Here is a 23,854-nt window from a genome sequence, read left to right as displayed (position 1 = left end):
CTACGATAATACAAAGCACTGCCGAGAGACATAGTAGCGGAATGATAAATCATCTCATAAAACGATGATAAGATGCTGAAATTTCTGATTCAAATTAGGAGCGTGCAATCCATTAATCGGAGAAATCCCGAAACAATACATCCAACTCCTTCTCGTCGTACATATTACCGTCACTTAAAAATTTTTCGATCTCCATCGTACCGTCCTCCATAATCTCGATCTCCCATCTTTGACCAGGGACAGCTACCTCAATCATGATGCTTTCGCTCCTGATTTTGCTCAAACGATAAAAGATATGTCGCTCCTCCAGCTTGTTTAGCAAATCGTTCAACTCAATTATCCGTTTCATAGGCTCACCTCGCATTCATTTCTCACATAAGAAAAATGGGCAGTTGCCCTAATGGACTGCCCATCGAATAGACTGCTTGTCTTTACCGACTCACTATTCTGTCGTGCCAAACCGTTTGGCGTTTCTCTCTCGTGCACGCTCGATTTCGACTTCTCGATTGCGTGGCTCTGCATTCGTCACCAGCGAGTCCAGGAGATTTTTCGCAACAACGGACACCTCTTGGACTGCGCGGTTAAAAGCCTCTTCATTGGCCTTCGAAGGCGTGTTGAAGCCCGATAGCTTTCGCACGAATTGCAGGGCTGCTGCTTGAATCTCATCTTCTGTCGCAGGCGGGTCGAAGTTGAACAAGGTTTTGATGTTTCGGCACATCGCTAACACCTTCTGTTCTTTTTTGGTATCATTTTACTATACGCGATCGATGAATCGCTAGATGAGAGAAAACGGGGTGAAGCGCAATTATGGCAAAACGAGCATTCACCTATGCCCTCCTGATCATGTCCATTCCTGTTGTTGTAGGTGGTTGTACAGAGTTCTTCGGAACCGTATCAGGCAGGATACAAACGAACCAAGATGCGATTACTTACATCCATGAAAAATATAATATTCCGTTAGAAGATTTGAAAGCTGACATGCCATCCTTTCGTTACGGAATGAATCGGTATTTCACGAGAGTCCACGATGTCAAAAACAAAAAAGTGTATGAGTTAACAGTAAAGCCCATGCCTGATAATTACGTGCCTGTGATAGAAGAGTCGCCGTTTAATCCAGAGGAAGCAGCTTACTGATTATTTGTGTGCCCTCTATGTTGCTACTTCCCACTCGGCGCGATCGCTTTTATGTCCATGATAGACCTTCAAAATCTCCCCCGCTTCACTTCCGAGGGATTGAGTCCGTACTGCTTGCGAAACGCTTCGGAGAAATGACTGAAGTTGGAGAATCCCACGATGAGTGCAACCTCACTGACATTCAAACTGCCTTCCCGCAGCAATCCAAGCGCTTTTTCCAAGCGTCTTTCCCGCAAATAGGCAAAAACACTCGTCCCGAACTCTTCCTTGAAGCCGATCTTCAGCTTGTATTCATTGAGGTGTGCCATACGAGCCAGTTCGATCAGGGAAGGTGGAGACTCCATATTTTCGAGTAAAATGTCCCGGGCGTTGTGAATCTTTTCCCGATCACTCCGAGATAACTGTGTCCTCGGTCGATTCTCTTCCCGCTCGAATAAAAACGTATCCAGCGCCGACGACACAATCTCCAAAATCTTGCCTTCGGTATGCAATCTCCGCAGCTTCAGATGGGAGGATGAAAAATCGTTCAACTGCTGGAGCATCCGAGCCATATTCGGTTGCAACGGCATACGAAACAGACGATAGGCTTGATTGCCAAGCAGTCCTTGGAACGAATACGCTGCACCCACATCGCTCTCAGCCACCCAAGCATTAAATTGCTCCACCGAAATACCAATCCCGACAGATCGATGAGGAACATCCGCCCGGTACATAAACTGTGCATGAAAGTCGTTCATCAATTGAAGCGAGCAGCTCCCAGGCAAAAACTCGTGCTGGCTTCCCGAAACGACGAACTCGCCACTCCCCTCCAAGCAAAAGCTAAGCTCAACCATGGCTGCCTGCGACTGCAAATTCATGACGCGGTTTTCCTGAAGGGAATAGCTGGATTCGACCAGCTCCAATCCCGGTCGAGGAATCAGTCTTCTCAAGTAGCCATCATTATTCGTCAGTGTATACCGATTGGCTTCGGACACGATGCGATCACTTTTGGTAGAGGGCATTGCATTGATATAGCTATCGTATATGGAATGTACAGATGCTTGTTCCATGACCTTCTCCCTGCCTAACCATATGTAGGATATTTTTGCAAATGATTCTTATTCTCATAATAATTACACAGACGACTACCTGCAACTACAAAAGCTGCCCCTCGTACAAAGGGCAGCTTCCTTTTCCAGCGATGCTATTTAAATTCGTGAAAACAAGGATAAGAAAATGCGAGAAATTCAAAGCCTTTTTTCTCCAGAATCGGTCGGCTCATCGGGCTCGCATCCACCATCAACAGCGGATACCCGCGTTCGTGCGCGGCTTGTACCCGTACTGCCACAAGAGCCGTATAGTAGCCTTTATTTCTGAAGTCTGGCAAAGTAGATCCTCCCCACAGACTGCCAAAGGACGTATCCTCATGCAAATACATCCAAGCTGCACTCACAGCCTGATCGCCACTGTACGCAGCATACACGAGCAGGTGGTCAGGATCTTCCGCCAAATCCCGTTTTAGTCTCGCAGCAAGCTCCTCGCTCACACTGCCCCATAGCTGCTCCTTCAGCTGCATGATATCATCAATGCCCGCCGAATCGGTGATTTGACGTATCTCAGGCGGAATGACAAGGCTTCGCAGCTCCTTGGCCTGCGCCACCTCCAACACAAGCAGTGCCTCCTGTTCATCAACTGTAAAGCCATGGCCTTTCAGCCTCTCAAGCAGGTCAGCCGGTTGATCATAATCAAACAGCTTCCACTCAAAGGACTGCTGAAGACTTGAGAAATACTCCACTTCCTGCGAGATGACTTCCTCTGCATTTTCTTCAGACAGCCTCGAAAACAAGACCACTCCTGAATCGTTGGGGGTGGGTGAGACGTGGCGAACAAGGTGTTCTGTCTCCTCCCGTCGGAGTGGCGGATAGGTGATGTCCACTCTCATCTCTTTGTCAAAAAGCCGCAATACCTCTTTTTTGTTCATGTTTTCTTCCTCCCTTGTCTACGTCAGGACTAGTGCAAAATGTTCAGCAAAAACGTTAATGTACCGATACTGATAACCGTCGTAACCAACACGCTGCTGGAGACGAATTGTGGTCGCATGTTGAATTGAATTGCATAGATCGCAGTAGTTGCGGCAGAAGGCATGGCTGCCAGAACGACCAGCACCTTTTGCAGAAGCGGATCAATCGGGAATAACAGACAGATGAGGTACGCCAAAAGTGGGGACGCCACCAACCGAATGACACTCGCAGCACTGAGTCCCTGCCACTCTAGCGCTTTGGTAGATACATTGGCGAGCTGCATGCCCAAGATGAGCATCACAACAGGAATCGCCGCCTGTGCGACGAGATCAATCGCCTGGTAGTAGCTTTGCGGGATGACGATTTGTAGCTGTTGCAGCAAAATCGCGAGAACGACTGCGTAATTGGCCGGCTGCTTAAAGATAGCCTTGATCGCCGTGCCCATCCCATTCCCGCCTCTGGAGGCAAAATAAACACCGAATACCCCCATCATGATCGAGTGGAAGACCATGATTTGCACCGCATACGTGAAGCCAGCGTCTCCGAAGGCAAACAAAATAATCGGCGTCCCGTAGTTGCCGCTGTTCATGAAGGCGGTTGCGAGCATCAGGGCGCTTTCCTGTTGCTTGTCGTATTTGAACAACCTAGCCGTCAGCTGCGTGATCACAACGAGAGCAGCCAACAAGAGCAACGAAATCACGACGATATAAAATAATTGCAAATTGAGCTCTGTTTTGTAAAAGGTGCGAAAGACGAGCGCCGTCGACAAGATGTAGATCGCCAAGGAAGAGATCGGCTTCAAATCCATTTTGAAAATGCGCTGCAAAATATAGCCGCTCAGGAAAATGAGCAGGACAGGCAGGATGACCTCCACAAAAATCACAACTCTTCCCTCCTACCGTACTGCTTCCATGAAGCTTTTGACCTCAGACAGCGCAGGCATGGCGGGAATGGCGCCGGTCCGTGTTGTCGTTAGCGCACCTGCCGCATTGGCAAAGCGCACCATGTCCGCAAGCTTCACTTGTGGAATATCCTGCATACTTTCCCCCGCCTCAAGAAGCTGGTAGAGCAGCCCGCCTACAAACGCGTCTCCGGCCCCGGTCGTATCGATCGCCGCTACCTGAAATCCACTGACTGTACCGAAATAATTTCGTGTGCGGTAAAAGCAACCCTTTTCCCCCAACGTAACAAAGACAGCTTGCAGATCATACTGCGCAAGCATCGACTCGGTCGCTTCCTCAACATCGTCGCTCCCCATGAGAAAAGCGAGCTCTTCCTCGGACAGCTTGACGATATCAGCCTGCTCCATACCTTTGAGGGCCATTGCCTTCGCTTCCTCCAAATCCCCCCATAAGGACGCTCGAATATTCGGGTCAAATGATAGGAGTCGCTGATGCTTTTTCGCGTACGCAACGGCTTTCCAGGTCGCTGATCTGGCTGGCTCATGCGTCAAGGACAAGGTACCAAAATGAAAAATGGCAGCCTGTACAATTAACGCCTCGTTCACGTCTTGCTCCCGCAGCATGATGTCTGCCCCTGGATTGCGATAAAAGTGAAAGGAACGATCGCCTGTCTCATCGAGATGGACAAAGGCCAATGTCGTAGGCGCTTCCTCCATGAGTACGAGCCCTTCTGTGCCAATATTCTGTCGGATCAAGGTCTGTTGCAAAAAACGCCCAAACACATCGTTTCCCACCGCACCGATAAAGGAAGTCCGCTTCCCGAAGCGCGACAGAGCTGCAAGTACATTGGCAGGCGCTCCTCCAGGGTTTTGCTCAAATGCAACACTGCCCGGCTTTTCCTTCTGCTGTACAGGGGTAAAATCAATTAATAACTCGCCACATGCAACCACATCTACCATGTTGATTTCCTCCGATGAACGTGATAGCTCCAGTATGTCACAGGTTCCTTTCTTTGCCAATGAAAGTCAGGTGCTGTATGTTGATGAAAAGAAAAGGCTAAAGATCCAGACATAATCTGTGATCTCTAGCCATCCTTTTAATAGATCGTCAAATCCCACGCACTTGCCATATGCTTGAGCAGCGCCACCCCTGCAACGCTGTTTCCATACTGGTCAATCGCCGGACCATACACACCGATACCGCAGCCCCCAGCAAAAGGCAGCTTCCCATAACGCCCTCGCGGAGGTACAGCAGCCATAATGCCTCCTGACACGCCACTTTTCGCTGGCACGCCCACAAAAGCCGCAAAATTGCCGGAAGCGTTGTACATGCCACACGTTACCATCAGCGCTTTGGTTACACGAGCCAGCTCTTTTCCAAAAAGCTGTTTCTTGCGTATTGGGTCATAGCCATCATGAGCAAGAATCAAGCCGATTTTCGCGATGTCCTCTGCCGTTACTTCCAGGGAGCATTGTCGGATGTACACGTCCAAAGCATCCTCCACCGCACAGGCAAGAAAGCCGGTAGCCGCCAGATAGTAGGCGAGGGAACGATTCCGATTCGCCGTTTGCCATTCCGAACGATACACTTCCTCATTAATCTGATGCTTGCGTCCTGTCATGCGCTCAACCAAGTGTTGAAAGGACAGGAATTTTTCCTGCGTCGAGTTCCCCTCCAGCAAGGAAGAAACCGTGATGGCTCCTGCATTGATCATCGGATTAAAAGGTCTTCCCGGTTTATGCATTTCCAGACGAACCATCGAATCAAATGCGTCTCCGGTAGGCTCAACATCCACCTGCTCCAATACGTTCTCAATCCCGTGATGGTTGCAAGCAGCGAGGAAGCTGATGACTTTTGAGATGCTTTGCAAAGTAAATGGAGCATCGTAATTACCTGCTCTGCTGACTTGACCATCGGGTCCTATTACACAAATACCTAGCTGTGTGGGATCAGCCTTTTTCAAAGCAGGGATATAGGCAGCGCATTTGCCCTTGCTCGATTCCCCGCGATATTGCTCGATCCATTGTTCCAAGCAGTCTGTTTCAATACTTCTTGTTTGCTGCACCACTTGACTAACCATCTTCCTTTTCACCGTCGATTTATGCTTTTTGAGGTGGTTGAACATCGTCAGGAATGAGCGAGAAGTATTCTTCCCCTTCCAAACGTTCCTGCAATTCGGCTTTTGCCTGTTCGATCCATGTCGGATTTTCCATCGCTTCGATCGCTGTAGCAGCCATGACCTTCCCTGCTTGCAGCATTCCTTTGTGTGCGATTGGCATAGCCCCTTGTGAAACGACCTGCCACGTATGGAAAGGCGTTCCCAGTGCCCAGCATGTCGTCATGCATTGCATCGTCGGAACCTGCCAGCTGACATCTCCCACATCCGTAGACCCGGCGAGCGTAAACTCGTGCGTGGAAAGCGGCCCGATCACATCCGCAATCGCTTTGTCCTTTAATTGCTTCGCCGTTTCACGGTCCAAACCGAACAACGAAGCCCTCATATCTTCTGGGGTTAACGTCGCCTGAATTTGTTTGGCAAATTGCTGATCTGCGTCATCGTACGCAGGTACACCGACTTCAACCAGATTTTTGTGCATGAGCTTAGCCAATACCGTATTCGGCACGAGGTCAGAAGCCGTTCCTTCAAACACCGCTTCCATGGTAGTTCCCGTCATGAGGGCAGCTCCTCGTGCAATGTCGTATACTCTCTCGTACAAATCCTTCACCTGCTGCTTTTTCGGAGCGCGAATCAAGTACACGACCTCAGCAAATGGCTGGACTACGTTTGGCGAAATTCCACCTGCATTCGTAATCGCATAGTGAACCCGTGCTTCCTGAATCATATGCTCTCTCATGTAGTTCACGCCTACGTTCATCAGTTCTACGGCATCCAGAGCACTGCGTCCCAAATGCGGAGCTGCTGCTGCATGCGCGCTTTTTCCGTGGAATTGAAAACGAACCGAGTAATTGGCAAGCGAGCTGATGTTCATGATGTTTGGCGCTGTCGCAGGATGCCAGGAGAGCGCAAAATCTACGTCAGCAAACACGCCTGCTTTAGCCAAATACGCTTTTCCAGAGCCCGCTTCCTCTGCTGGGCACCCATAATAACGAACCGTTCCTTGTAAGCCTGTTTGCTCCATATAATCCTTGATGCCAACCGCTGCTGCCAGCGCTCCGGCACCCAAGAGGTTATGTCCGCATCCATGCCCATGACCGTCCGTGACAATCGGCTCATGATGGATCGCGCCTTTTTGCTGGCTCAATCCTGCCAATGCATCATACTCGCCCAAGATCGCTACTACTGGCTTCCCGCTGCCGAAGCTGGCAACAAAGCCTGTTTCGAGTCCGGCGATTCCCTTCTCCACTTGAAAGCCTTCTGTTACCAACGCTTGACACAAGTACTCGGCAGATTGATGCTCTTCGAAGTAAATCTCTGGCGTTTCCCAAATTTTATCGCTAACGCGAATAAACGCGTCTCTTTTTTGTTCAATCAACGTAGAAATGATCTCTGTCCTGCTCATCTCATACGCTCCTTTCTCTATTTGTTTAAGCGGCGTTTTGCTTCAACAGCTCTCCTTTTTCATAGTTCAACGATAAAAGTGCGCCGATGCAGATGACTGCAAAGCCGATCAGCATCCAGAACGCTGCATCAAATGAACCGTTAAACGCTTCTACGATAAAACCGATTGCCATCGGAGTGATAAAGCCTGCGAGCTGTCCACCTGTATTCACGATGCCCATGCCTGTTCCGGCTACTCTGGACGGCAGATTTTTCAGGACGACTGACGGAAGCAGAATGATGACAAAGGAAAGGAACAGCGACACAATCGCTTGGTACGTAATAAACATCGTCACACTCGATGCAGTAAACATGAAGTACAAGAGAACCGCGACTACCACACAGGAGAGACTGCCAATAATCTTTTCGCGACCTTTTGGCAGCTTGTCCAGCACATAGCCGCTCACATAAATCCCTACCAACGTAGCGAAGCCTGGAATGGTTTGCAGCCAGCCGAGTGAGATCATATCCAGCCCGCGAACTTTGGTCAAGTAAGTTGGCATCCAGGTTACGAGGCCCCAGTTTACTGCATAAATGCTAAAGTAAGCGATTAACAGACTCCATAGCAAAGGTGTTTTAAACAGCATAGCCACTGAGCTTTTTGGTTGATCGGAGCCAGCTGTATTCGTTGCAGACTCTGCTTGTGGAAGTTTAATATAGCGCCAGAACAGGAAGGCAATGATTGCGCCAATTGCTCCAATGACGACGAACATGGTTCGCCAGCCCATGGTTTGAATCATCCAAACGGATAAAATCGGGGAGAAAAGCCCCACAATCGCACTAGAGGAGAGCATCACGGACATCGCACGCGAGCGTTCCTTTACAGGAAAAATGGTGGCGATAATTTTCGAGCTGGCTGGTTGGAAGCCCCCTTCACCAATCCCGAACAGAAAGCGGATGAGAATCATCGAAGCCATCGACCAAGCGGCCCCGGTCAGCCCCGTAAAAATAGACCACATCACAACAGAAGCGATGAGTACTTTTCTGGCACCAAATCGGTCTGCCAGCCAGCCTCCTGGCATTTGCATGATCGCATAGCCAGCAAAAAAACTACTGAGCAATAGCCCGGTGGATGAAGCACTGAGGCTCAAATCTTCTGTAATCGATAAAATCGCATAGTTCATGACGTATCGATCCAGGTTCCCTAATGCCCAGCCCAAAAAGAGTAGCGCTAATATCCAGTTTCTCGTGCGTGCTGATACCATATGTGTGGATACCTCCTTCTAGATGTGTTCCAAAGCTAGTCTTTCATTTTGGCGAAAGCGCATTCATCTCGTTCGATGACTGACGATCCGCAAAAATTGGCCAAGCATTTTTATTTACCGCATATATTGCGACATGTCGTTATATACACTGTACGAAATGTTGAGACTATTGGCAACGATTTTTTTTAGCATTTTGACTTCTATCAAATGAAAAAAGCACCCGTAACAGGGTGCTTACAAAAGTCGATATCGTTTGGTGGGTCTTCCGCGCGTCGATTGCGATTCCTCCCCCGAGCATTCCGCCAACTCAACCGCGCACAAATCCGCTACAATACGTTGGGCATTTCGCTCGCTCATTTGCAAATATTTGGCCAGGTCCTTTGTTGTAAAATCGGTCCAGCCCATTTTTTGCAGCAAGGCATCGAGCTTTTTATAGCTTTTGACGCTGATGTTTCCCTTTTTCAGCTTTTCCAAAACCTCATCATCGTCGGCACGATACGAGTAGATGAGCTCCTCTTCCTGACCGACCCACTCTACGATCGTTCCATCATCCTGAATCATGACAATATCTCGCGCTGCTTTTTCCTTCGATTGGCGCAGAGCACGATGGGCATTCATCTCTGCTGCAAACGCCGTCTCTCCAAAACCGATTCCCACTGCGACCGTCGTATCTGCTTCCTTCGCCAATAACTCCACTGTGCTTTGCAAGGTAGGAATCTCCCTGTGAATCGTCCCACGCGTACTGAAGATGACGTATCGGCCGTTCCCTTGCTCCAGAAGCGATCCGTCTACTTGCTCGCACAGCTTGATCAAGGCTTCCTTAATACGCAGCTCCAAATATTGCAAGTGATACGGGGTCTTCGCGCCCTCCTTGATTCTATCGAATTGCTCGACCTCGATCATCTCGATCCCGATTTGCGTATCCTTGAAATAAGATGTACGCACCTTCTCGACAAACACGCGTACGGTTTGATGAATGTCCATATTGCTAGGCGAAATCCAGTATGCCGGGATACCTGCATCTACCAGCGATTGATAGACAGTCGGATAGCAGGTCATGGCTGCGTCTGTCTTTTTCTGATTCCATAGTGCCAGATGAAATTCAAGCAGCTCATTGGGATCAATCGTGGCCTCGAATGTTTTCATATACAGCTCGCTTATGGATAAATTGCTGCTGCGCAACGACTCTTCCATGAATTTCGTAGATAACAGCATGTCGATACTGACCCGTTCCACCAGTTTTTTCTGGGCGTAGACCACTTCCAAAAAACCTTTATAAATGCTGGCTTCCGTTGGATAAATATGTTCCATCCGCTTGTCATCGTCCAATACATTTTTGGCAATCAAGTACGGAAGTGGTCCGGAAAAAAGCCAATGATCCACATGCTGGTCATTTTCCAATACGATTTGTTCTGTCTCTTTCGTTTCTGTATAGATATATGGAATAAAATTCATTCCTTCATCGAATTCCTTCGCAATCGCAATAATTCTCTCGACCGATTGTCCGGGACCAACCACACCGATTTTAAACATCTATCAATCCAACCTCTGCGCTCTATTTATACGAAGCTTTCCTACGAACCATTCTATACGTATTCTCTGGCACAAATCCACCCTCCTCCTCACAAAATGGCAGGGATGCCGTTGGTGAAGGGCGAATAACTCCGGATTCCATACCGAAAGGAGTCGTCTGATGAATGTTAATCTGAATGAAGCGATTGAGGTTCTAGAGCGTACGCCACAAGCATTGGAGTATTTTTTAACGGGCTTATCGGATGGTTGGTTGCTGCACAATGAAGGCGACGGCACCTGGCATGCCACCGAAGTGATCGAACACCTCATAGAGGCCGAGAAAACGAATTGGCTCCCGCGCCTGGAGATCATTCTTCAAGAGGGAGAGAGTAAACCTTTTCCCCCTTTTGATCGCTACGCTCACTTACAGGCGTCGTCGGAAAGGTCGTTCGCACAAAAGCTACAGGAATTCAAAACGCTTCGAACAGAAAATATAACCAAGCTGCAAGCTCTCATTGAACGTGAAAATCTACTTGAATTAACAGGGATACACCCTGCATTTGGCGTAGTCAAGGCAAGAGAGCTGCTCTCTACATGGGTGGTTCACGATTTAACCCACATGGCACAAATCGTACGTGTCATGGCCAAGCGGTACACAGAGGATGTTGGACCTTGGCGGGAATATTTAGGAATCTTGAATAAGTAACGCTTGGTTCTTGATATTGCCGACGTCAGAAAAAAGTGATACGATTTATGGTAGAAGATTTCATAAAGAGCTCTCGGAACGTCCCGGAGCCTGATTATTGATGAAGGGTGACCCTCGTGAATAATCAGGCTCCTTTATGTTTGTAATAGGGCTGCTCATCTGGCCAATTATGAAAAAGGGAGTGACGAGAGTGAACGAGATTTTTCGCAATCGCAATTTTCGCAAGCTGTTTCTTTCCAATTTGTTTTCAGGCTTTGGCCAGGGGATGACCATGATCGGGATATCCTGGTATTTGGTAGAATCCACAGGCCGAGCCAGCCTACTTGGTACCACCATGCTTCTCTCCTCGATCATGACACTGCTCATCGGACCTTATTCAGGTACATTGATTGACCGCTATTCCCGCAAGGCCATTCTACAGCTGGAACAGCTAGGCGGCTTCACCGTTCTCGCTCTAGTAGCGGCTTGGGGATTTTGGGGGAATTATCAAGAGTGGATGATGGTACTCGTCTTTTTGGCATCGATGTTCATGTTTCAGGTTCACGAACCGACACAGTCAGCCTTCATACAGGAAACATTTGAGCAAAAGCACTATAATATGATCAATTCTACCTTGGAAATTCAAAACCAGACCGCTTTGGTCCTCGCAGGAGCTTTCGCAGGCATGCTATTGGGGAAATACGGTCTGCATATCGTGCTGATCCTTAACACTTTGACCTATCTGATCGCTTTTCTCTCCTTGACCGGAATCGATTATGTGTTTACCCAAGAAAAACAAACAGAGAAGTCCCCCCGAACATCCTGGGTGGCGCAATTTCAGCAGAGCTGGGTCTATATCAAAGAAAAACGAGGGTTTATTTTATTCGGAATTGCTGCGCTGATACCATTCCTTGCCGTTATGCTGACGAACCTTCTTAATCCTATCTTTGTTAGCCAAGTTTTGGAGGAAGATGTGGCGATCTATTCCATGGGAGAGGTTACGTATTCCATAGGCGCAGTGCTGGCCGGATTTCTGCTTACTTGGTTTCGTGGAAAAATCGGTGCGTTTCCTTATATGGTAGCGAATTATATCTTGATGGCGATTGCTCTTGTAGTGACCGTTGTGATCCCAATAGGCTCAGTTTTTGTGTTGCTCTCTGCGTTTATGGGCTGGTGCAATGTATCAACCAGACTGATCAGACAGTCCATTTATATGGAACTGCTGCCTAACCGTTTTATGGGCAGGGTCTTGAGCTTCTTTCGGTCGATTGGTACATGCATGCGGCTGCTATTACTCGCTCTATTTACGATCATGCTTGATTCAACCGGTGCAGCAGTCGGGTACCTTGTATTGGCAGGCCTTTTGGTAATGGCCACGCTAGGAATCGTCTTTTCCATGCGTATGCTGATGCAACAGGTAGACACCCCCGATGCTGTGGCAGATCAAGGCACGTTGAAGCAATAGACTGTCAGCTTCCCTTTAAAAAGACAGCGGTAACTATGGACGTGAATGTACGTCCTAGACTTCCGCTGTCTTTTATTCATTTGCGCTATTTGGATGGCAAAAACAGCTGCGGAACGGTATACAGTGCTGGCGCACCACCCGTATGTAGGAATAGCACGTGATCGTTCCGACTAAAACGCCCTTCGCGAATCAAGCCGATCAATCCTGCCATTGCCTTTCCCGTATAGACCGGATCTAGCAAAATCCCCTCTGTCCGTGCAACCAGCTGAACAGCCTCAATCATGCCATCTGTCGGGATCGCGTAGCCTGGACCTACAAATCGGTCGTCGCACTGCACTGCTTCTGCACGAATATCCCCTTGCAAACCGACCAATGCCGCTGTACTGCGAAGCAAATCCAGCACCTTCGCTTCCTGAGCAGCCCGGTCGCGACTGACGTTAATCCCAATCACCTGCGTGTTGGACTGACGCGCCATAAATCCCGCAAGCAAACCCGCTTGGGTACCACCACTACCCGTTGCCGTTACGACATAATCGTACGGAGTAGTCGTTTCCCATGCTTGCTGCTCGATTTCTTCCGCGCAAGCCATGTATCCCAATGACCCGACTTCGTTGGAGCCTCCAACCGGGATTAGATAAGGTTTCCTGCCTTCTTTACTCAAGCCATCGGCTAGCACGTCCATAGCGGCGAGCAAATCTCCATCTGCTGGAATGATCTCGATTTTTTCAGCCCCCAACAAGTGAAACAACAGATGATTGCCACTCGCCTGTGAATTGTAGTCGCCCGTCTCAGGCGCAGATAGAACCAGCTGGCAGCGCAAGCCTTCGCGAACCGCCGCAGCCAGAGTCAATCGGCAGTGATTGGACTGTATTGCTCCGCACGTAATTAGCGTATCTGCTCCTTGCTTGATCGCCGCAGCCACCAAATACTCCAGCTTCCGTGTCTTGTTGCCCCCTGCTGTTAGGCCAAGCATGTCGTCCCGCTTGATGGAGATCGTCGGTCCTCCCAGCTCTGTGGAAAGTCGGTCCAGTCTCTCGATCGGCGTATGTCCGTGTGTGTAAATTCTACGCTGGAAACGGATATTGTTCATGCGCTTACTTCCCTTCGATTTGGAGTGTAATTGGGTATTCATACGCTTTGACATGAACGAATTCCTTCCCATTATGTGACTTTGTTACAGGCAAATATAAGATTGCCCGATACAATGAGTCTCGTAAACCACAGTAATTGGGGGGCTGATCATGAAAAATGTAGGTAGGCTTGATCAAATTTTTCGTGTCTTTGCTGGGCTAGCGCTTCTTTCCTTGTTCTTCTTTTTAGAAGGAGGTTATCAGTACCTCGCATTGATGGGTATTCCGTTACTCTATACGGCACTGACCCAAAATTGCTTTCTCTATCGCCTTTTCGGAATGAATTCCTGCAAGATTGAGTCGTAATTCACTTGTCTCGAAAGTGAATAAGCTTGGGCTCGGAACGCCTCTATTTTTTGGGGCGTTCTTTTCAAAAAATTTTGTCGAAAATTTATACATTTTGTAATTGTAAAAAACAGGTATAATAGGGATAATATTCACCATGGGCTATCACCCAATTTTAATAGTGGAGGGAAATCTATGAAAACACTACTGCGAATTGCCATCGCCTTAGCCATGGTGTTAACCATGTCAAGCGGTGCTTTTGCTGCTCCAAATCCTGCAGCTTATGAGGCGAAGTTTGTAGAATTAAAAGGAAGTTACAATGCTGGTGAATCTATTAAGCTAACCGTAGAAACAAAAACAGCTGGGCAGATTTCCGACGCCAAATTTTTGGTGAGAACAATTGGTGGCAATGACAAGGATAAGGTCACCAGTGTTCGAACTACCCATAGCAAAACCAAAGCTACCTATACGACTACAGGTTACCTCAAGCCTACCTCCAAAGGTATTTACTTGCTCGCTTTCCAAGCTACACACAAAAGCTTTGAAGGAGAAAAGAAAGTAGAACTAACTGCAACCCTTTCGATTAAGGATCCCAACAAAATTACCTTGAATGTCACACCGAACACCATCCATGTCAAAACAGGCAAAGAAGTTCCTATTCTCATTACCTACAGTTCAAAATCAACTCCGACATTCACTTACAGCACGCCGGTTACTGAGCTTTACACCAAGCGCGCCAACAATGAAAACAAGAAAGTGGTACTCTTCAAAGCCGAAAAAGCCGGAAAATTCACAATCAATATCACTGCCAAGAACAAATACGATGAAGTCTCCGAAGCAGTCGAGATCATTGTTTCGGATTAAATGACGAGCAAAAATCCCGTTCCCTTTTGATAGGGCAACGGGATTTTTACTGATTGGCTACATTGCAACCTCGATAGTATCTACACTCTCCCCAGTGCTTCTCTCAATCGTTCCTGATGCAGCCATAATGGCTTACGCAGACCAGTCTTCTTTACAATACCTTCCGCTGTTAGCTCGTGGAGCATCTCCGTAACTGTTTCGCGAATGCACCCCATCATGCTAGCCAGCTCCTGATGCGTGAGACTCACTGCCAGCTCGATCCATTCTGGTGCATCAGCCTGGCGTTCACCCCCATATTTCTCGGACAGCTTGACTAGCAAATACAGAAGACGCTGTCGCACACTACCGTACGCCATGAGCTCCAGCATCTCTTCTACCTCTTGTAAACGATTCGAGACAATCTCGATAAAATGCAAGGCAAGCTGCGGCTTCTCAAGCATCAGCTGTTCGAAATGTGCTTTATCAATGGAACAAATCACCGAATCTTCCCACGCTTGGGCGTACATGTTTGTCGTAATCGTAAAGGAGCCAATTTCACCAAAAATATGACCCGTGCCGAGCAGATCAACGGTCAGCTCTTTTCCATCGGCGGACAGCTTGTATAAGCGAACCGTCCCTGCCTTGATCAAGAACAGCCTTTTTCGCTCCAGGAGAGGGGAGGAAATAATCGTTCCTTTTTTGAAGATCTCCATAGGGGTAACGGGCTCCAACTGTGCTAGCTCCGCTTCGCTTAACGTCTGAAACAGATTGATACGGGATAAAAACTTCTCCTTATCGATCACAGTGTACTTCCTCCTGCTCTCTGTAGGCTGAACTACATAGTAAATGCCTTCCTCACACTATACTCCTTGTTAAGCAATGAATTTCGAAAGAACAAAGGAGTGCCTTTTGATGATCCTTCAACTCATTCTGGCTTTGATGTTTTCTATCTCTGTGTGGATGAAGTTTTCACGTGCACAATCAATGCTCCAACACTGGAAGGAATACAGGTATCCGCTCTGGTTTATGGACGTGGTTGCTTCACTTGAGCTCATCGGGGTCATTGGCGTGGTTAGCGCCTTTTGGATTCCTGTTGCAGTAAAATTCGCTTGCGCCCTGTTTGCCGCCCTCATGCTCGGTGCCATACATGCGCATCTTTTTCTGGCCAAGCACAAGCCGATCATGGCGATAAATGCCGTGTTTATGCTGGCCTGCTCGTTGCTTCTCCTTTGGATATAGTCTAACAAAAAAAGGCTATCTCCAGAACTGCCTTGGAGACTAGCCTCTTTCTCATCAACTCTACGCCTGCTGAAGCAAAAACTTCTTCCCGTATTCCCCATGATCCAAGATCGTCGGGTGCTCGATCTGAATCGTCGAGTGGTCAATTCCGTATTTCGTTTGCAGGATGTGATTAATCGCCAGAATGACACAATACGGCTGGATGCCTTCACGAACGAACACATGCGCTGTCAGCGAGTAGTGCTCTGTGGATACCGCCCACAGGTGCAGCTCATGAACATCTTCTACTCCTTCTACTTCACTAAGGTCTTGACGAATTTGATCGAGATCAAACTGCTCAGGAACAGATTCCATCAACACCAAGAGCGATTCGCGGATGATTTTGGCGCCGCCTGTAAAAATAATTCCCCCGATCACCAAGCTGATCAATGGGTCGAACAAATAGTAGCCTGTCATGTAAATGAGAATCGCCGAGGTAATCACACCGACGGAGCTGAGCAAATCTCCAATAAAGTGCCACAGTGCACTTTTTACATTGAGATTGTCTTCTTCCTTCATACTGCGGCTAAGTACGATGGTCAACACGATGTTCACTACCAAGCCGATCGAAGCAATGACCAGCATCAACTGCAAATCTACGTCTTGTGGATTGATCATCCGTTTGATCCCTTCAATGACAATCCCGATCGAAATCACGGCAAGGGCCAAGCCATTCAAGAACGAAGCGATAATTTCAAAACGGAGAAACCCGAATGTGTACTTCTTATTCGGCTTGCGAGTCGCCATATAAATAGCGGTCATACTCAAGCTCAATGCGATGACATCTGAGATCATATGAGCTGAGTCAGACAGGAGCGCGAGTGAATTGGACATCAAGCCCCCCACAACCTCCACGATCGTAAAAAACAACGTTAATATGAGCGTAACCCACAGTGTTTTCTTCGATGTTTGCTGTTCCTTTACGTGATCAAGATGATGATATTCCTCCATCTTCATACGTATCACCTCTGTTCATTAATTTATAAAAATTACAATGTAATAATTAATGTAATCATAACCTCCTTTTTGCCGATATTCAAATGAACATTTTATGGATCATACAAGTGATTTTCATTACCAGTGGGGCTTATCAAAACAAAAAAAGCCTCATCCAAAAGGATCAGGCTGAGCTTTCCTTATTGTTTTTCCCTTCCAAAATCCGTCGTATATTTCCCTTATACTGCGTGAGCAAGACACTTGCCTCTCCTGCTGGCAACGCGGTTTTTTGCATCACGATCGCCAGCTTTGCGTCACCGGCTGCCAGCTGCAGCAGTACGTCGGCCTCCTCGATAGAGACATTGGTCGCTTCTGCCACGATCCGCTTTGCCCGTTCCTTCAGCTTCTCATTTGTTACCTGCACATTGACCATCAAATTTTTGTACACTTTCCCCAACCGAACCATGCATGCGGTCGTGATCATGTTTAGCACCATCTTCTGTGCCGTCGCCGCTTTCAATCGAGTCGAGCCTGTCACTACTTCCGGGCCTACCACTACATTGATGGCCACATCCACACCCTGGTTGATCTGCGCCTGCTGATTGCAGGACAACGAAATTATTTTTGCCTGCTGACTTCTTGCTTCCGCCAACGCTCCGATCACATATGGAGTGCGCCCGCTTGCCGCGATTCCGACCACTGCATCGCCTGCCTTCACGCCATAAGCAATCACGTCTTCCCGCCCATACTGCTCAACGTCTTCGGCTCCTTCCACAGCTCTGACGAGAGCCTTTTCCCCTCCTGCAATGACTCCCTGCACCAATGAAGGGTCCGTACCAAATGTCGGAGGGCATTCTGCTGCATCCAGCAATCCCAGTCTCCCGCTCGTTCCTGCGCCGAAGTAAAAAAGTCTACCGCCGTTTTCCAGGCATTCTCCGATCAAGTCCACTGCCGCTGAAATTGCGGGCAACTCCTTCTCTACGGCAAACGCTACTTTTTTATCCTCCTCATTCATAATCTGGATAATCTCCATGGTCGAGAACTTATCCAGCTCTTCCGTACGGAGATTTCTTGTTTCTGTCGTCAAATCGCGCAGCTGAAACTTCATCCAGTTTCCTCCCACCCATTTACACTCGTCTTCTCTTTTTCCTATGGAAACAGGCTGACAGGAAGATGTCCGGCTGCCTTTTGTTCCCCAAACAAAATGTCTGCCACAAGCTCAATGGCTTGGTGTGTGTGGTCGTAAACAGCGAGGTACGCATCGACCTCCTGCATATCCATGAGATCATACGGATTTCGCAATGCGACAGCCACGACCTTCTTCCCCTGCTCCACAAGTCGATTTGCCAGTCGTGATTGACCTTTAAAAATATGTGCATTGTACGTAAAGACGACGATGTGCTCCATGGAGCCAAAAGCAGACGCCACTGACTCTACTTCACTCTCTGTCGGGTCGAGCGAAGAGTGGACACGGTATTCCACGTCACAATATTTTCGCAGAGACGCGAAGAGATCGACTGATCCTGTCTGGGCGTCTTCTGCCAAGGTGAGATTGGTAACACCTGGAAAAATCACACCGAGCGGCTGACTGTTTTTCATAAAGGGGATCAACTGATTCTCATTTTTGACTAACGTAATGGCTTGCGAGAGCACATCCCGCGCCAAGGCCGCATGTTCTCCCCTGTCAAAGGACGCTCCTCTTTCTTTCAAGCATGTCTCCCAGGAAAGAAATCGCTGCTTCAGTCGCAGCACGCGATTTACCGCTTCGTTTACTCTCTCTTCGGACAGCTCGCCGGAATGGATTGCTTCTACGAGTCGGTCATACGCTTTTTGCTGTACTTCATGTGTGTGAGAAATGAGCACGAGATCGATTCCAGCCTGCACACAACGCACCGCTGCTTCTGAAACGCCAATTGTACCTGCGATCGCAGCCATTTCCATGCAATCCGTAATCGCAACCCCATCAAAGCCGAGGGACTCGCGCAATATCCCCGTCACGATTTCCTTGGAATACGTGGCAGGTGAGCCTGACCCATCCACACTGGGCAAACTGATATGTCCTACCATGACCATCGGGACGCCAGCCGCGATACTACGCCGGAATGGAACGAGCTCGACCTCTTCCAATCGCTTCCGATCATGTCCAAGCACGGGAATGGCTTCATGAGAATCGGTACTCGTATCTCCATGACCAGGGAAATGCTTGATGGAGGGAATGACACCACTTGCAAGCATGCCTTGAACGGCTGCCTCACCAAACCTCGCCACCTGCTCTGGCGCTTCCCCAAAGGATCGCACGCCAATGACCGGATTGTACGCATTGTTGTTCACGTCGACCGTCGGGGCAAAATTAACCGAAACGCCAGCTGCACGCAGCTCCTCGCCTGTTGCCTGATAAATACGCTTGGCTTGATCGAGATTGCCTGTCGCACCCAAAGCCATTGCCCCGGGAAAACGTGTCGCGCCTTTTTGCAGACGAGAAACCACGCCATTTTCCTGATCAGTCCCGATCAATAGCGGATAGGAATGCCAAGACTCATACGCCCAGCTCTGGAGCTTCCGTACTTGCTGATACGTCTCTTCCGGTGTTCCAATATTGCGGCTAAACAGAATCACGTTTCCAATCTGCTTTTTTTTGATCCATGTTTCCATTTCTATGGGAATATCCATCGTCGGGTAACCGATCATCAGGAGCTGCCCGACCTTCTGTTCCACAGTCATATGTTCGGCTTGCATGGAATCCTCCTTCCTAACGACTTGATCCTTTTACGAGAATGCTTTGCCGTACTTCGCATACTGCTTCCAGCTGCGATATCCGAGCCTCTCATAAAAGTCGACCAGCGTCGTCCAATCAATGACGATGTTTTGAATGCCGCGCTTGCGCAAGGTCACAATGCCCGCCTCCACAATCGCCAGTCCCAGGCCTTGTCCTCTGTACGCCGCGTCGACCCCCAACGGCCCGATGCCGCCCAGCCCCTCCGAAAACAGAGGTGCCCAGTACACGTTTTGTGCGATAAACGGAGATTCGGCATCATTGATCCGGCAAAAACCGATGATCTCTCCCTGCCGCTCCACGACGACGAATTCGCGTCCGGTTCCTCCTCGCTGAAAATAATGAATGGCTTCGTACTCCCAGCGTCCGGGGAAGCATCGATGCAAGAAGGACAGGAATGCATCTTGGTCCGCCTTCGTCAACAATCGAAAGCAGCTACCTGGTATCTCCGGCAGCGCCAGCTCCTCTTGATCGGGATACTGCGCTAACAGATCGTTCTCCAATCGATCCTCCGAGTGATACCCTTGTTTCTGAAACCATGCCTTTACGTCCGCGGATTCATCAGGTATGCCTGGGAAATAATGATACGGGTCACGCCCCAGCAGGATTTTTTCCACACCCTGCTCCCGCAACGCTCCCTCTGCCCTTCCCAGTAATTCACGACCGATCCCTTGCCCGCGATACGAATCAGCCACGAGCAAAACCTGCAGCCAGCCGATGCCTTTTCCCAGCTGAATGTCGAGCTTTTCCTGCCAGCACTTGGCCACGATAAAACCGACTGGACGCTGCGTCACAGGATCAATCGCCATCCACGATCCGGCTTTTACTACATTCTGATCTTCGAAGCTGTTTTGTCGCATGAGCTCGGGCCGCATTGGAAAGCGATCACCTAACTCCTGATTCCACAGCTCGCAAAGTGCATCCACATATTGATCGTCCCAGGATACGTATTGCATATTGGACCGTAGCCTCCTTCCGTCCTATTTCAATCCAGAGGTTTTGGAGCCTTCCACAAAATATTTCTCGGCAAACAAAAACACGATCAAAATCGGGATCAAGCTGATCAAAGCCCCTGCTACCAGCAATTGATCCTCTGTCTTGTACTGACCGCTCAGCGACAAAATTCCGATCGGCAAGGTAAAGTTCTCATCCGAAATCAGATAGATGACCGGCGCCAAAATCTCATTCCATTTCCCCATAAACGTAAAGACCGCCAGTGTCGCCAGAGAAGGCTTGCACATCGGCAAAAACACCCGCCAGTAAATCTGGAACGGATTGCAGCCATCCAGCTTGGCCGCTTCCTCGTAATCCTTCGGGATATTCAGGAAAGCTTGCCTCATTAAAAAGATGGCAAATGGCTGTCCGAGCCACTCCAAAATCCACAACGGAGCTAATGTGTCGAGCAGTCCCAAATTTTTAAAGATAATAAACTGCGGGATAATCGTGACGATCCCCGGAATCATCATGGTTCCCAGCACGATCATGAACAGTGTATCGCGGAAAGGAAAGCGCAGCCTGGCAAAGGCAAAGGCTATCATCGAGCTCGACAGCAGCGCCCCTACCACCGAAAGAACCGCGACAATCAGACTGTTGATCGTATAGCTGCTGAAATTCGCCTGTTCCCACACGGTAGTATAGTTGCTCCACTGTGCAGGATTAGGCAGCCATTCTGGTGGGAATTGCATGTACTGTTTGTAAGTTTTCAGTGAGTTAAACACCGTCGTCAAAAACGGGACGAGCATGATCAAGGCACTGGCGATGACAAACAGGTAACCCACGATTTTATTCAGAGGAAAACGCTTTTGCATGGCTACCTCCTTTTCCTCCTAATCATAGTGAACCCATTTCTTCTGCAGCTTGAATTGAATCAACGTAATGGCAAGCAAAATGAGGAACAACACCCACGCAATAGCAGATGCATAGCCCATTTTGAAGAAGCTAAATGCTTGGCGGAACATGAAAAGCATCAGGACGAGACTGGCGTTGTTCGCACCACCTGTCGAGCCTGCCTCCGTAGAGCCGCCGGTCATGACAAAAATCTGTTCAAAGTTTTGGAAGGAGTAGATCGTGTTCAGGATGACGACCAAAAACGTCGTTCCTGAGATCATCGGGACCGTCACCCGCCAAAATCTTTGCCAGGCGTTGGCTCCATCAATCGAGGCTGCCTCGTACATTTCAGACGATATTCCTTGCAGTCCAGCGAGAAAAATAATCATCATGTAGCCGACCGACTTCCAGATGGCGATGAGCACCAATACCGGAATGACCCACATTTCATCAATCAGCCAGTTTTGCGGAGCGATCCCGAGTTTGGACAAAAAGGCATTGGCAAAGCCGATCCGTTGGTTGAACACCGCATCCGCTACATACGCGATCACCGTCCACGAGGAGATGACCGGCAAAAAGTGAACCATCCGGAAAAATTTCAGACCCTTTAGCTTTTGATTGAGGGCAACAGCTAACAACAGTGCCAAAAAGGTTTTGGCCGGTACGTACAGGATCGTAAAGTAAACCGTATTCCATAGCGCGCGATAAAACAGCGGGTCTTCAAGCAGCTTTTCATAGTTGTCCAAGCCAGTCCATTTGGGCGGATTTAATATATCGTAGTCGGAAAAGCTGAAGTACAGTGAAGCCACTGATGTCCCCACGACGAACACGAGAAAGTGGATGAGATAGGGGGAGACCAGGAGCAGTCCCCATCTCCCCTCGCTATCCAACCATTTTCTTTTTTTCACAGCAGGCTTAAGCTGTTGCTTGGTCTGCATCTCTAGCATGGTTGGCACACATCCTCACTGATAGATGACTACTGCTTTTTGAAGAAGTCATCCAATACTTTTTGAATGCCTTGGTCTGTTTTCGAGATGAACTCATCGGTTCCGTATTTATCCATGAACAGCTCCGCCAGATTGTCGGTAAACACCTTCACCCACTCGGTAAAGACGGCATTGGTATCAATCGTGCCCGCGAACTCCAAGGTGTCGAGGAATACCTTTTTGTTTTCAGGCTTCGTGGCAGGGTTTAGGAACATTTCAGAGTTCGCTACTGATTTCTTCACTGGAATGGCTTCGCCCACTTGCGTCCACTCTTTTTGTGCTTCATCTGATGTCGTCCAGTACGTGATCCATTCTTTTGCGGCCTTGACCTTTTGTTCGTCTGCCTTTTTGTTGATGACCCAAGAGTTGGCGATCACGGGAGCGAAGCGCTTGCCGTCCGGACCTTTTGGCATCGGAGCGACGTCGTAGTTCAAGCCTGCGCCGTTCATCGAGGTCGTTGCTGCGTAAATATCGATTTGCATGGCTACAGCACCACTCAAGAACGCTTTGAAGTTGCTCTGGAACGCCTTTAGATCAGCAGGATTCGGGAACAGCTTGCGTTGCATCCCGTCCACCATCCACTCCACCGCTTTTTTGTTCTCTGGACTGTTGATGATCGATTTCGTCAGCGTCGGGTCCAATACGCCGCCGCCGTATGCTTTCAAGATGTTAAAAGCACCCCGGGAGCTTCCAAAAAACGCGAAGCCGTACTGCTTCACCGCTTTTTTGTCAAAGGCAGGGTCGTCTGCATTTTTCCCGTTGGCATCGAGGGTCAGCTTGACGGAAGCCGCCTTCAAATCATCCCAGGTCCAGTCAGCAGTAGGGTATGGTACGCCCGCTTTGTCAAACAAATCCTTGTTGTAAAATAGGGCCCCTACCTGGATACCTTGCGGAACGCCCCAATACTTCCCGTCTGCGTCCTTGTTGAACTCAAGTCCATTCAGCTCATCTTTGCTAATTTCTTTTGTGACGTAATCGGTGATGTCGAGAATGGCTCCGCGTTGGGCGTAGCCGAATACTTTGGTTCCATCGCTCTGCCACATATCAGGTGCATTCCCTGCCGCAATCTGGGTAGTCAGCTTTTGATAAAAGTCATCGTAAGGAGCCGTCATCGTTTTGATCTTGATATGCGGATGTGATTGTTCGAATTTTGCGATAATTTCTTCCATCTTTTTCTTCGTCGGTGGATCAGAGCTGTAGCCCATGTACAATTCGACTTTGTCCCCTTGCTGTGTGGAGGGCTGGCTGCTACATCCGGCTAGGAGCAATGCCGCTGCTAAGCCAACCATACCGAGTATTGAGAGAAACCGTCTCTTTTTCATGAAAAACCTCCC

Annotated in this window: 25 protein-coding genes; 6 read left to right on the top strand and 19 right to left on the bottom strand. The window is 48.7% G+C overall.

What is annotated here, in order from left to right:
- Window positions 1–112 precede the first annotated feature (112 nt).
- Together AB1L17_RS17540 and AB1L17_RS17535 are read right to left on the bottom strand one after the other, a co-directional pair.
- Entirely contained in the window at window positions 113–349 is a 237-nt protein-coding gene (locus AB1L17_RS17540; RefSeq protein WP_412845935.1) for a hypothetical protein, read from the bottom strand.
- Between the two features lie 93 nt (window positions 350–442).
- Window positions 443–718, bottom strand: a complete 276-nt coding sequence (locus AB1L17_RS17535) for a DUF2277 domain-containing protein (RefSeq protein ID WP_412845936.1) — start codon at window positions 716–718, stop codon at window positions 443–445.
- Between the two features lie 89 nt (window positions 719–807).
- On the opposite strand from AB1L17_RS17535, the gene AB1L17_RS17530 reads away from it, so the two are divergent.
- Window positions 808–1,134, top strand: coding sequence for a hypothetical protein (locus AB1L17_RS17530; RefSeq protein WP_412845937.1), 327 nt, complete (start codon window positions 808–810; stop codon window positions 1,132–1,134).
- Window positions 1,135–1,202: 68 nt separating this feature from the next.
- Here the strand turns inward: AB1L17_RS17530 and AB1L17_RS17525 are convergent, their stop codons facing one another.
- From AB1L17_RS17525 to AB1L17_RS17490, 8 genes are all read right to left on the bottom strand, one after another.
- Window positions 1,203–2,183 carry a helix-turn-helix transcriptional regulator gene (locus tag AB1L17_RS17525; RefSeq protein ID WP_412845938.1) on the bottom strand — a complete coding sequence of 327 codons (981 nt, stop codon included), beginning with the start codon at window positions 2,181–2,183 and terminating at the stop codon, window positions 1,203–1,205.
- 134 nt (window positions 2,184–2,317) lie between these two features.
- Window positions 2,318–3,094 carry a GNAT family N-acetyltransferase gene (locus AB1L17_RS17520; protein WP_412845939.1) on the bottom strand — a complete coding sequence of 259 codons (777 nt, stop codon included), beginning with the start codon at window positions 3,092–3,094 and terminating at the stop codon, window positions 2,318–2,320.
- A gap of 29 nt (window positions 3,095–3,123) precedes the next feature.
- On the bottom strand, window positions 3,124–4,017 hold the full coding sequence (locus AB1L17_RS17515; RefSeq protein ID WP_412845940.1) for an AEC family transporter: 894 nt from the start codon (window positions 4,015–4,017) through the stop codon (window positions 3,124–3,126).
- A gap of 12 nt (window positions 4,018–4,029) precedes the next feature.
- Window positions 4,030–4,995: a PfkB family carbohydrate kinase gene (locus AB1L17_RS17510; protein WP_412845942.1), complete on the bottom strand. Its 966-nt coding sequence runs from the start codon at window positions 4,993–4,995 to the stop codon at window positions 4,030–4,032.
- Between the two features lie 137 nt (window positions 4,996–5,132).
- Complete coding sequence (locus tag AB1L17_RS17505; RefSeq protein WP_412845943.1) at window positions 5,133–6,116, bottom strand: glutaminase; 984 nt, start codon at window positions 6,114–6,116, stop codon at window positions 5,133–5,135.
- A gap of 19 nt (window positions 6,117–6,135) precedes the next feature.
- Window positions 6,136–7,557 carry a M20 family metallopeptidase gene (locus tag AB1L17_RS17500; protein WP_412845944.1) on the bottom strand — a complete coding sequence of 474 codons (1,422 nt, stop codon included), beginning with the start codon at window positions 7,555–7,557 and terminating at the stop codon, window positions 6,136–6,138.
- Between the two features lie 25 nt (window positions 7,558–7,582).
- Window positions 7,583–8,800, bottom strand: coding sequence for an MFS transporter (locus AB1L17_RS17495; RefSeq protein ID WP_412845945.1), 1,218 nt, complete (start codon window positions 8,798–8,800; stop codon window positions 7,583–7,585).
- Window positions 8,801–9,034: 234 nt separating this feature from the next.
- Window positions 9,035–10,333, bottom strand: coding sequence for a hypothetical protein (locus AB1L17_RS17490; RefSeq protein ID WP_412845946.1), 1,299 nt, complete (start codon window positions 10,331–10,333; stop codon window positions 9,035–9,037).
- A gap of 160 nt (window positions 10,334–10,493) precedes the next feature.
- On the opposite strand from AB1L17_RS17490, the gene AB1L17_RS17485 reads away from it, so the two are divergent.
- Window positions 10,494–11,018 carry a DinB family protein gene (locus AB1L17_RS17485; protein ID WP_412845947.1) on the top strand — a complete coding sequence of 175 codons (525 nt, stop codon included), beginning with the start codon at window positions 10,494–10,496 and terminating at the stop codon, window positions 11,016–11,018.
- 190 nt (window positions 11,019–11,208) lie between these two features.
- Window positions 11,209–12,462, top strand: coding sequence for an MFS transporter (locus AB1L17_RS17480; protein ID WP_412845948.1), 1,254 nt, complete (start codon window positions 11,209–11,211; stop codon window positions 12,460–12,462).
- A gap of 85 nt (window positions 12,463–12,547) precedes the next feature.
- On the opposite strand, the gene cuyA is transcribed toward AB1L17_RS17480, so the two are convergent.
- On the bottom strand, window positions 12,548–13,552 hold the full coding sequence (gene cuyA, locus AB1L17_RS17475; protein WP_412846020.1) for a D-cysteate sulfo-lyase: 1,005 nt from the start codon (window positions 13,550–13,552) through the stop codon (window positions 12,548–12,550).
- 151 nt (window positions 13,553–13,703) lie between these two features.
- Between cuyA and AB1L17_RS17470 the strand changes: the two genes are divergently transcribed.
- Both AB1L17_RS17470 and AB1L17_RS17465 read left to right on the top strand, forming a co-directional pair.
- Window positions 13,704–13,898: a YgaP family membrane protein gene (locus AB1L17_RS17470; RefSeq protein ID WP_412845949.1), complete on the top strand. Its 195-nt coding sequence runs from the start codon at window positions 13,704–13,706 to the stop codon at window positions 13,896–13,898.
- Between the two features lie 174 nt (window positions 13,899–14,072).
- On the top strand, window positions 14,073–14,741 hold the full coding sequence (locus AB1L17_RS17465) for a hypothetical protein (protein WP_412845950.1): 669 nt from the start codon (window positions 14,073–14,075) through the stop codon (window positions 14,739–14,741).
- Between the two features lie 80 nt (window positions 14,742–14,821).
- On the opposite strand, the gene AB1L17_RS17460 is transcribed toward AB1L17_RS17465, so the two are convergent.
- Complete coding sequence (locus tag AB1L17_RS17460) at window positions 14,822–15,523, bottom strand: Crp/Fnr family transcriptional regulator (RefSeq protein ID WP_412845951.1); 702 nt, start codon at window positions 15,521–15,523, stop codon at window positions 14,822–14,824.
- A 109-nt stretch (window positions 15,524–15,632) separates the two neighbouring features.
- Between AB1L17_RS17460 and AB1L17_RS17455 the strand changes: the two genes are divergently transcribed.
- A complete protein-coding gene (locus AB1L17_RS17455; protein WP_412845952.1) occupies window positions 15,633–15,959 on the top strand; it encodes a DoxX family protein in 327 nt (108 codons plus the stop codon).
- Between the two features lie 60 nt (window positions 15,960–16,019).
- Here the strand turns inward: AB1L17_RS17455 and AB1L17_RS17450 are convergent, their stop codons facing one another.
- The 7 genes from AB1L17_RS17450 to AB1L17_RS17420 form a co-directional block, all read right to left on the bottom strand.
- Window positions 16,020–16,955 carry a cation diffusion facilitator family transporter gene (locus AB1L17_RS17450; RefSeq protein ID WP_412845953.1) on the bottom strand — a complete coding sequence of 312 codons (936 nt, stop codon included), beginning with the start codon at window positions 16,953–16,955 and terminating at the stop codon, window positions 16,020–16,022.
- Window positions 16,956–17,118: 163 nt separating this feature from the next.
- Window positions 17,119–18,042: an N-acetylmuramic acid 6-phosphate etherase gene (gene murQ, locus AB1L17_RS17445; protein ID WP_412845954.1), complete on the bottom strand. Its 924-nt coding sequence runs from the start codon at window positions 18,040–18,042 to the stop codon at window positions 17,119–17,121.
- A 41-nt stretch (window positions 18,043–18,083) separates the two neighbouring features.
- Window positions 18,084–19,670 (bottom strand): glycoside hydrolase family 3 protein, encoded by a 1,587-nt coding sequence (locus tag AB1L17_RS17440; RefSeq protein WP_412845955.1) that lies wholly within the window; start codon window positions 19,668–19,670, stop codon window positions 18,084–18,086.
- A 30-nt stretch (window positions 19,671–19,700) separates the two neighbouring features.
- Window positions 19,701–20,663, bottom strand: coding sequence for a GNAT family N-acetyltransferase (locus AB1L17_RS17435; RefSeq protein WP_412845956.1), 963 nt, complete (start codon window positions 20,661–20,663; stop codon window positions 19,701–19,703).
- Between the two features lie 24 nt (window positions 20,664–20,687).
- The gene (locus tag AB1L17_RS17430) at window positions 20,688–21,515 is read right to left on the bottom strand and encodes a carbohydrate ABC transporter permease (RefSeq protein WP_412845958.1); all 828 of its coding nucleotides are present in this window, start codon (window positions 21,513–21,515) and stop codon (window positions 20,688–20,690) included.
- Window positions 21,516–21,533: 18 nt separating this feature from the next.
- Window positions 21,534–22,481, bottom strand: coding sequence for a carbohydrate ABC transporter permease (locus tag AB1L17_RS17425; RefSeq protein ID WP_412845959.1), 948 nt, complete (start codon window positions 22,479–22,481; stop codon window positions 21,534–21,536).
- Between the two features lie 29 nt (window positions 22,482–22,510).
- Window positions 22,511–23,842 (bottom strand): ABC transporter substrate-binding protein, encoded by a 1,332-nt coding sequence (locus AB1L17_RS17420; RefSeq protein ID WP_412845960.1) that lies wholly within the window; start codon window positions 23,840–23,842, stop codon window positions 22,511–22,513.
- Window positions 23,843–23,854 lie beyond the last annotated feature (12 nt).

The sequence above is a fragment of the Brevibacillus jepli genome, from assembly GCF_047229145.1.
Taxonomy (GTDB): domain Bacteria; phylum Bacillota; class Bacilli; order Brevibacillales; family Brevibacillaceae; genus Brevibacillus.
The sequence above is the reverse complement of the archived record's forward strand: the minus strand, read 5'-3'. Positions and strand labels throughout refer to the sequence as shown.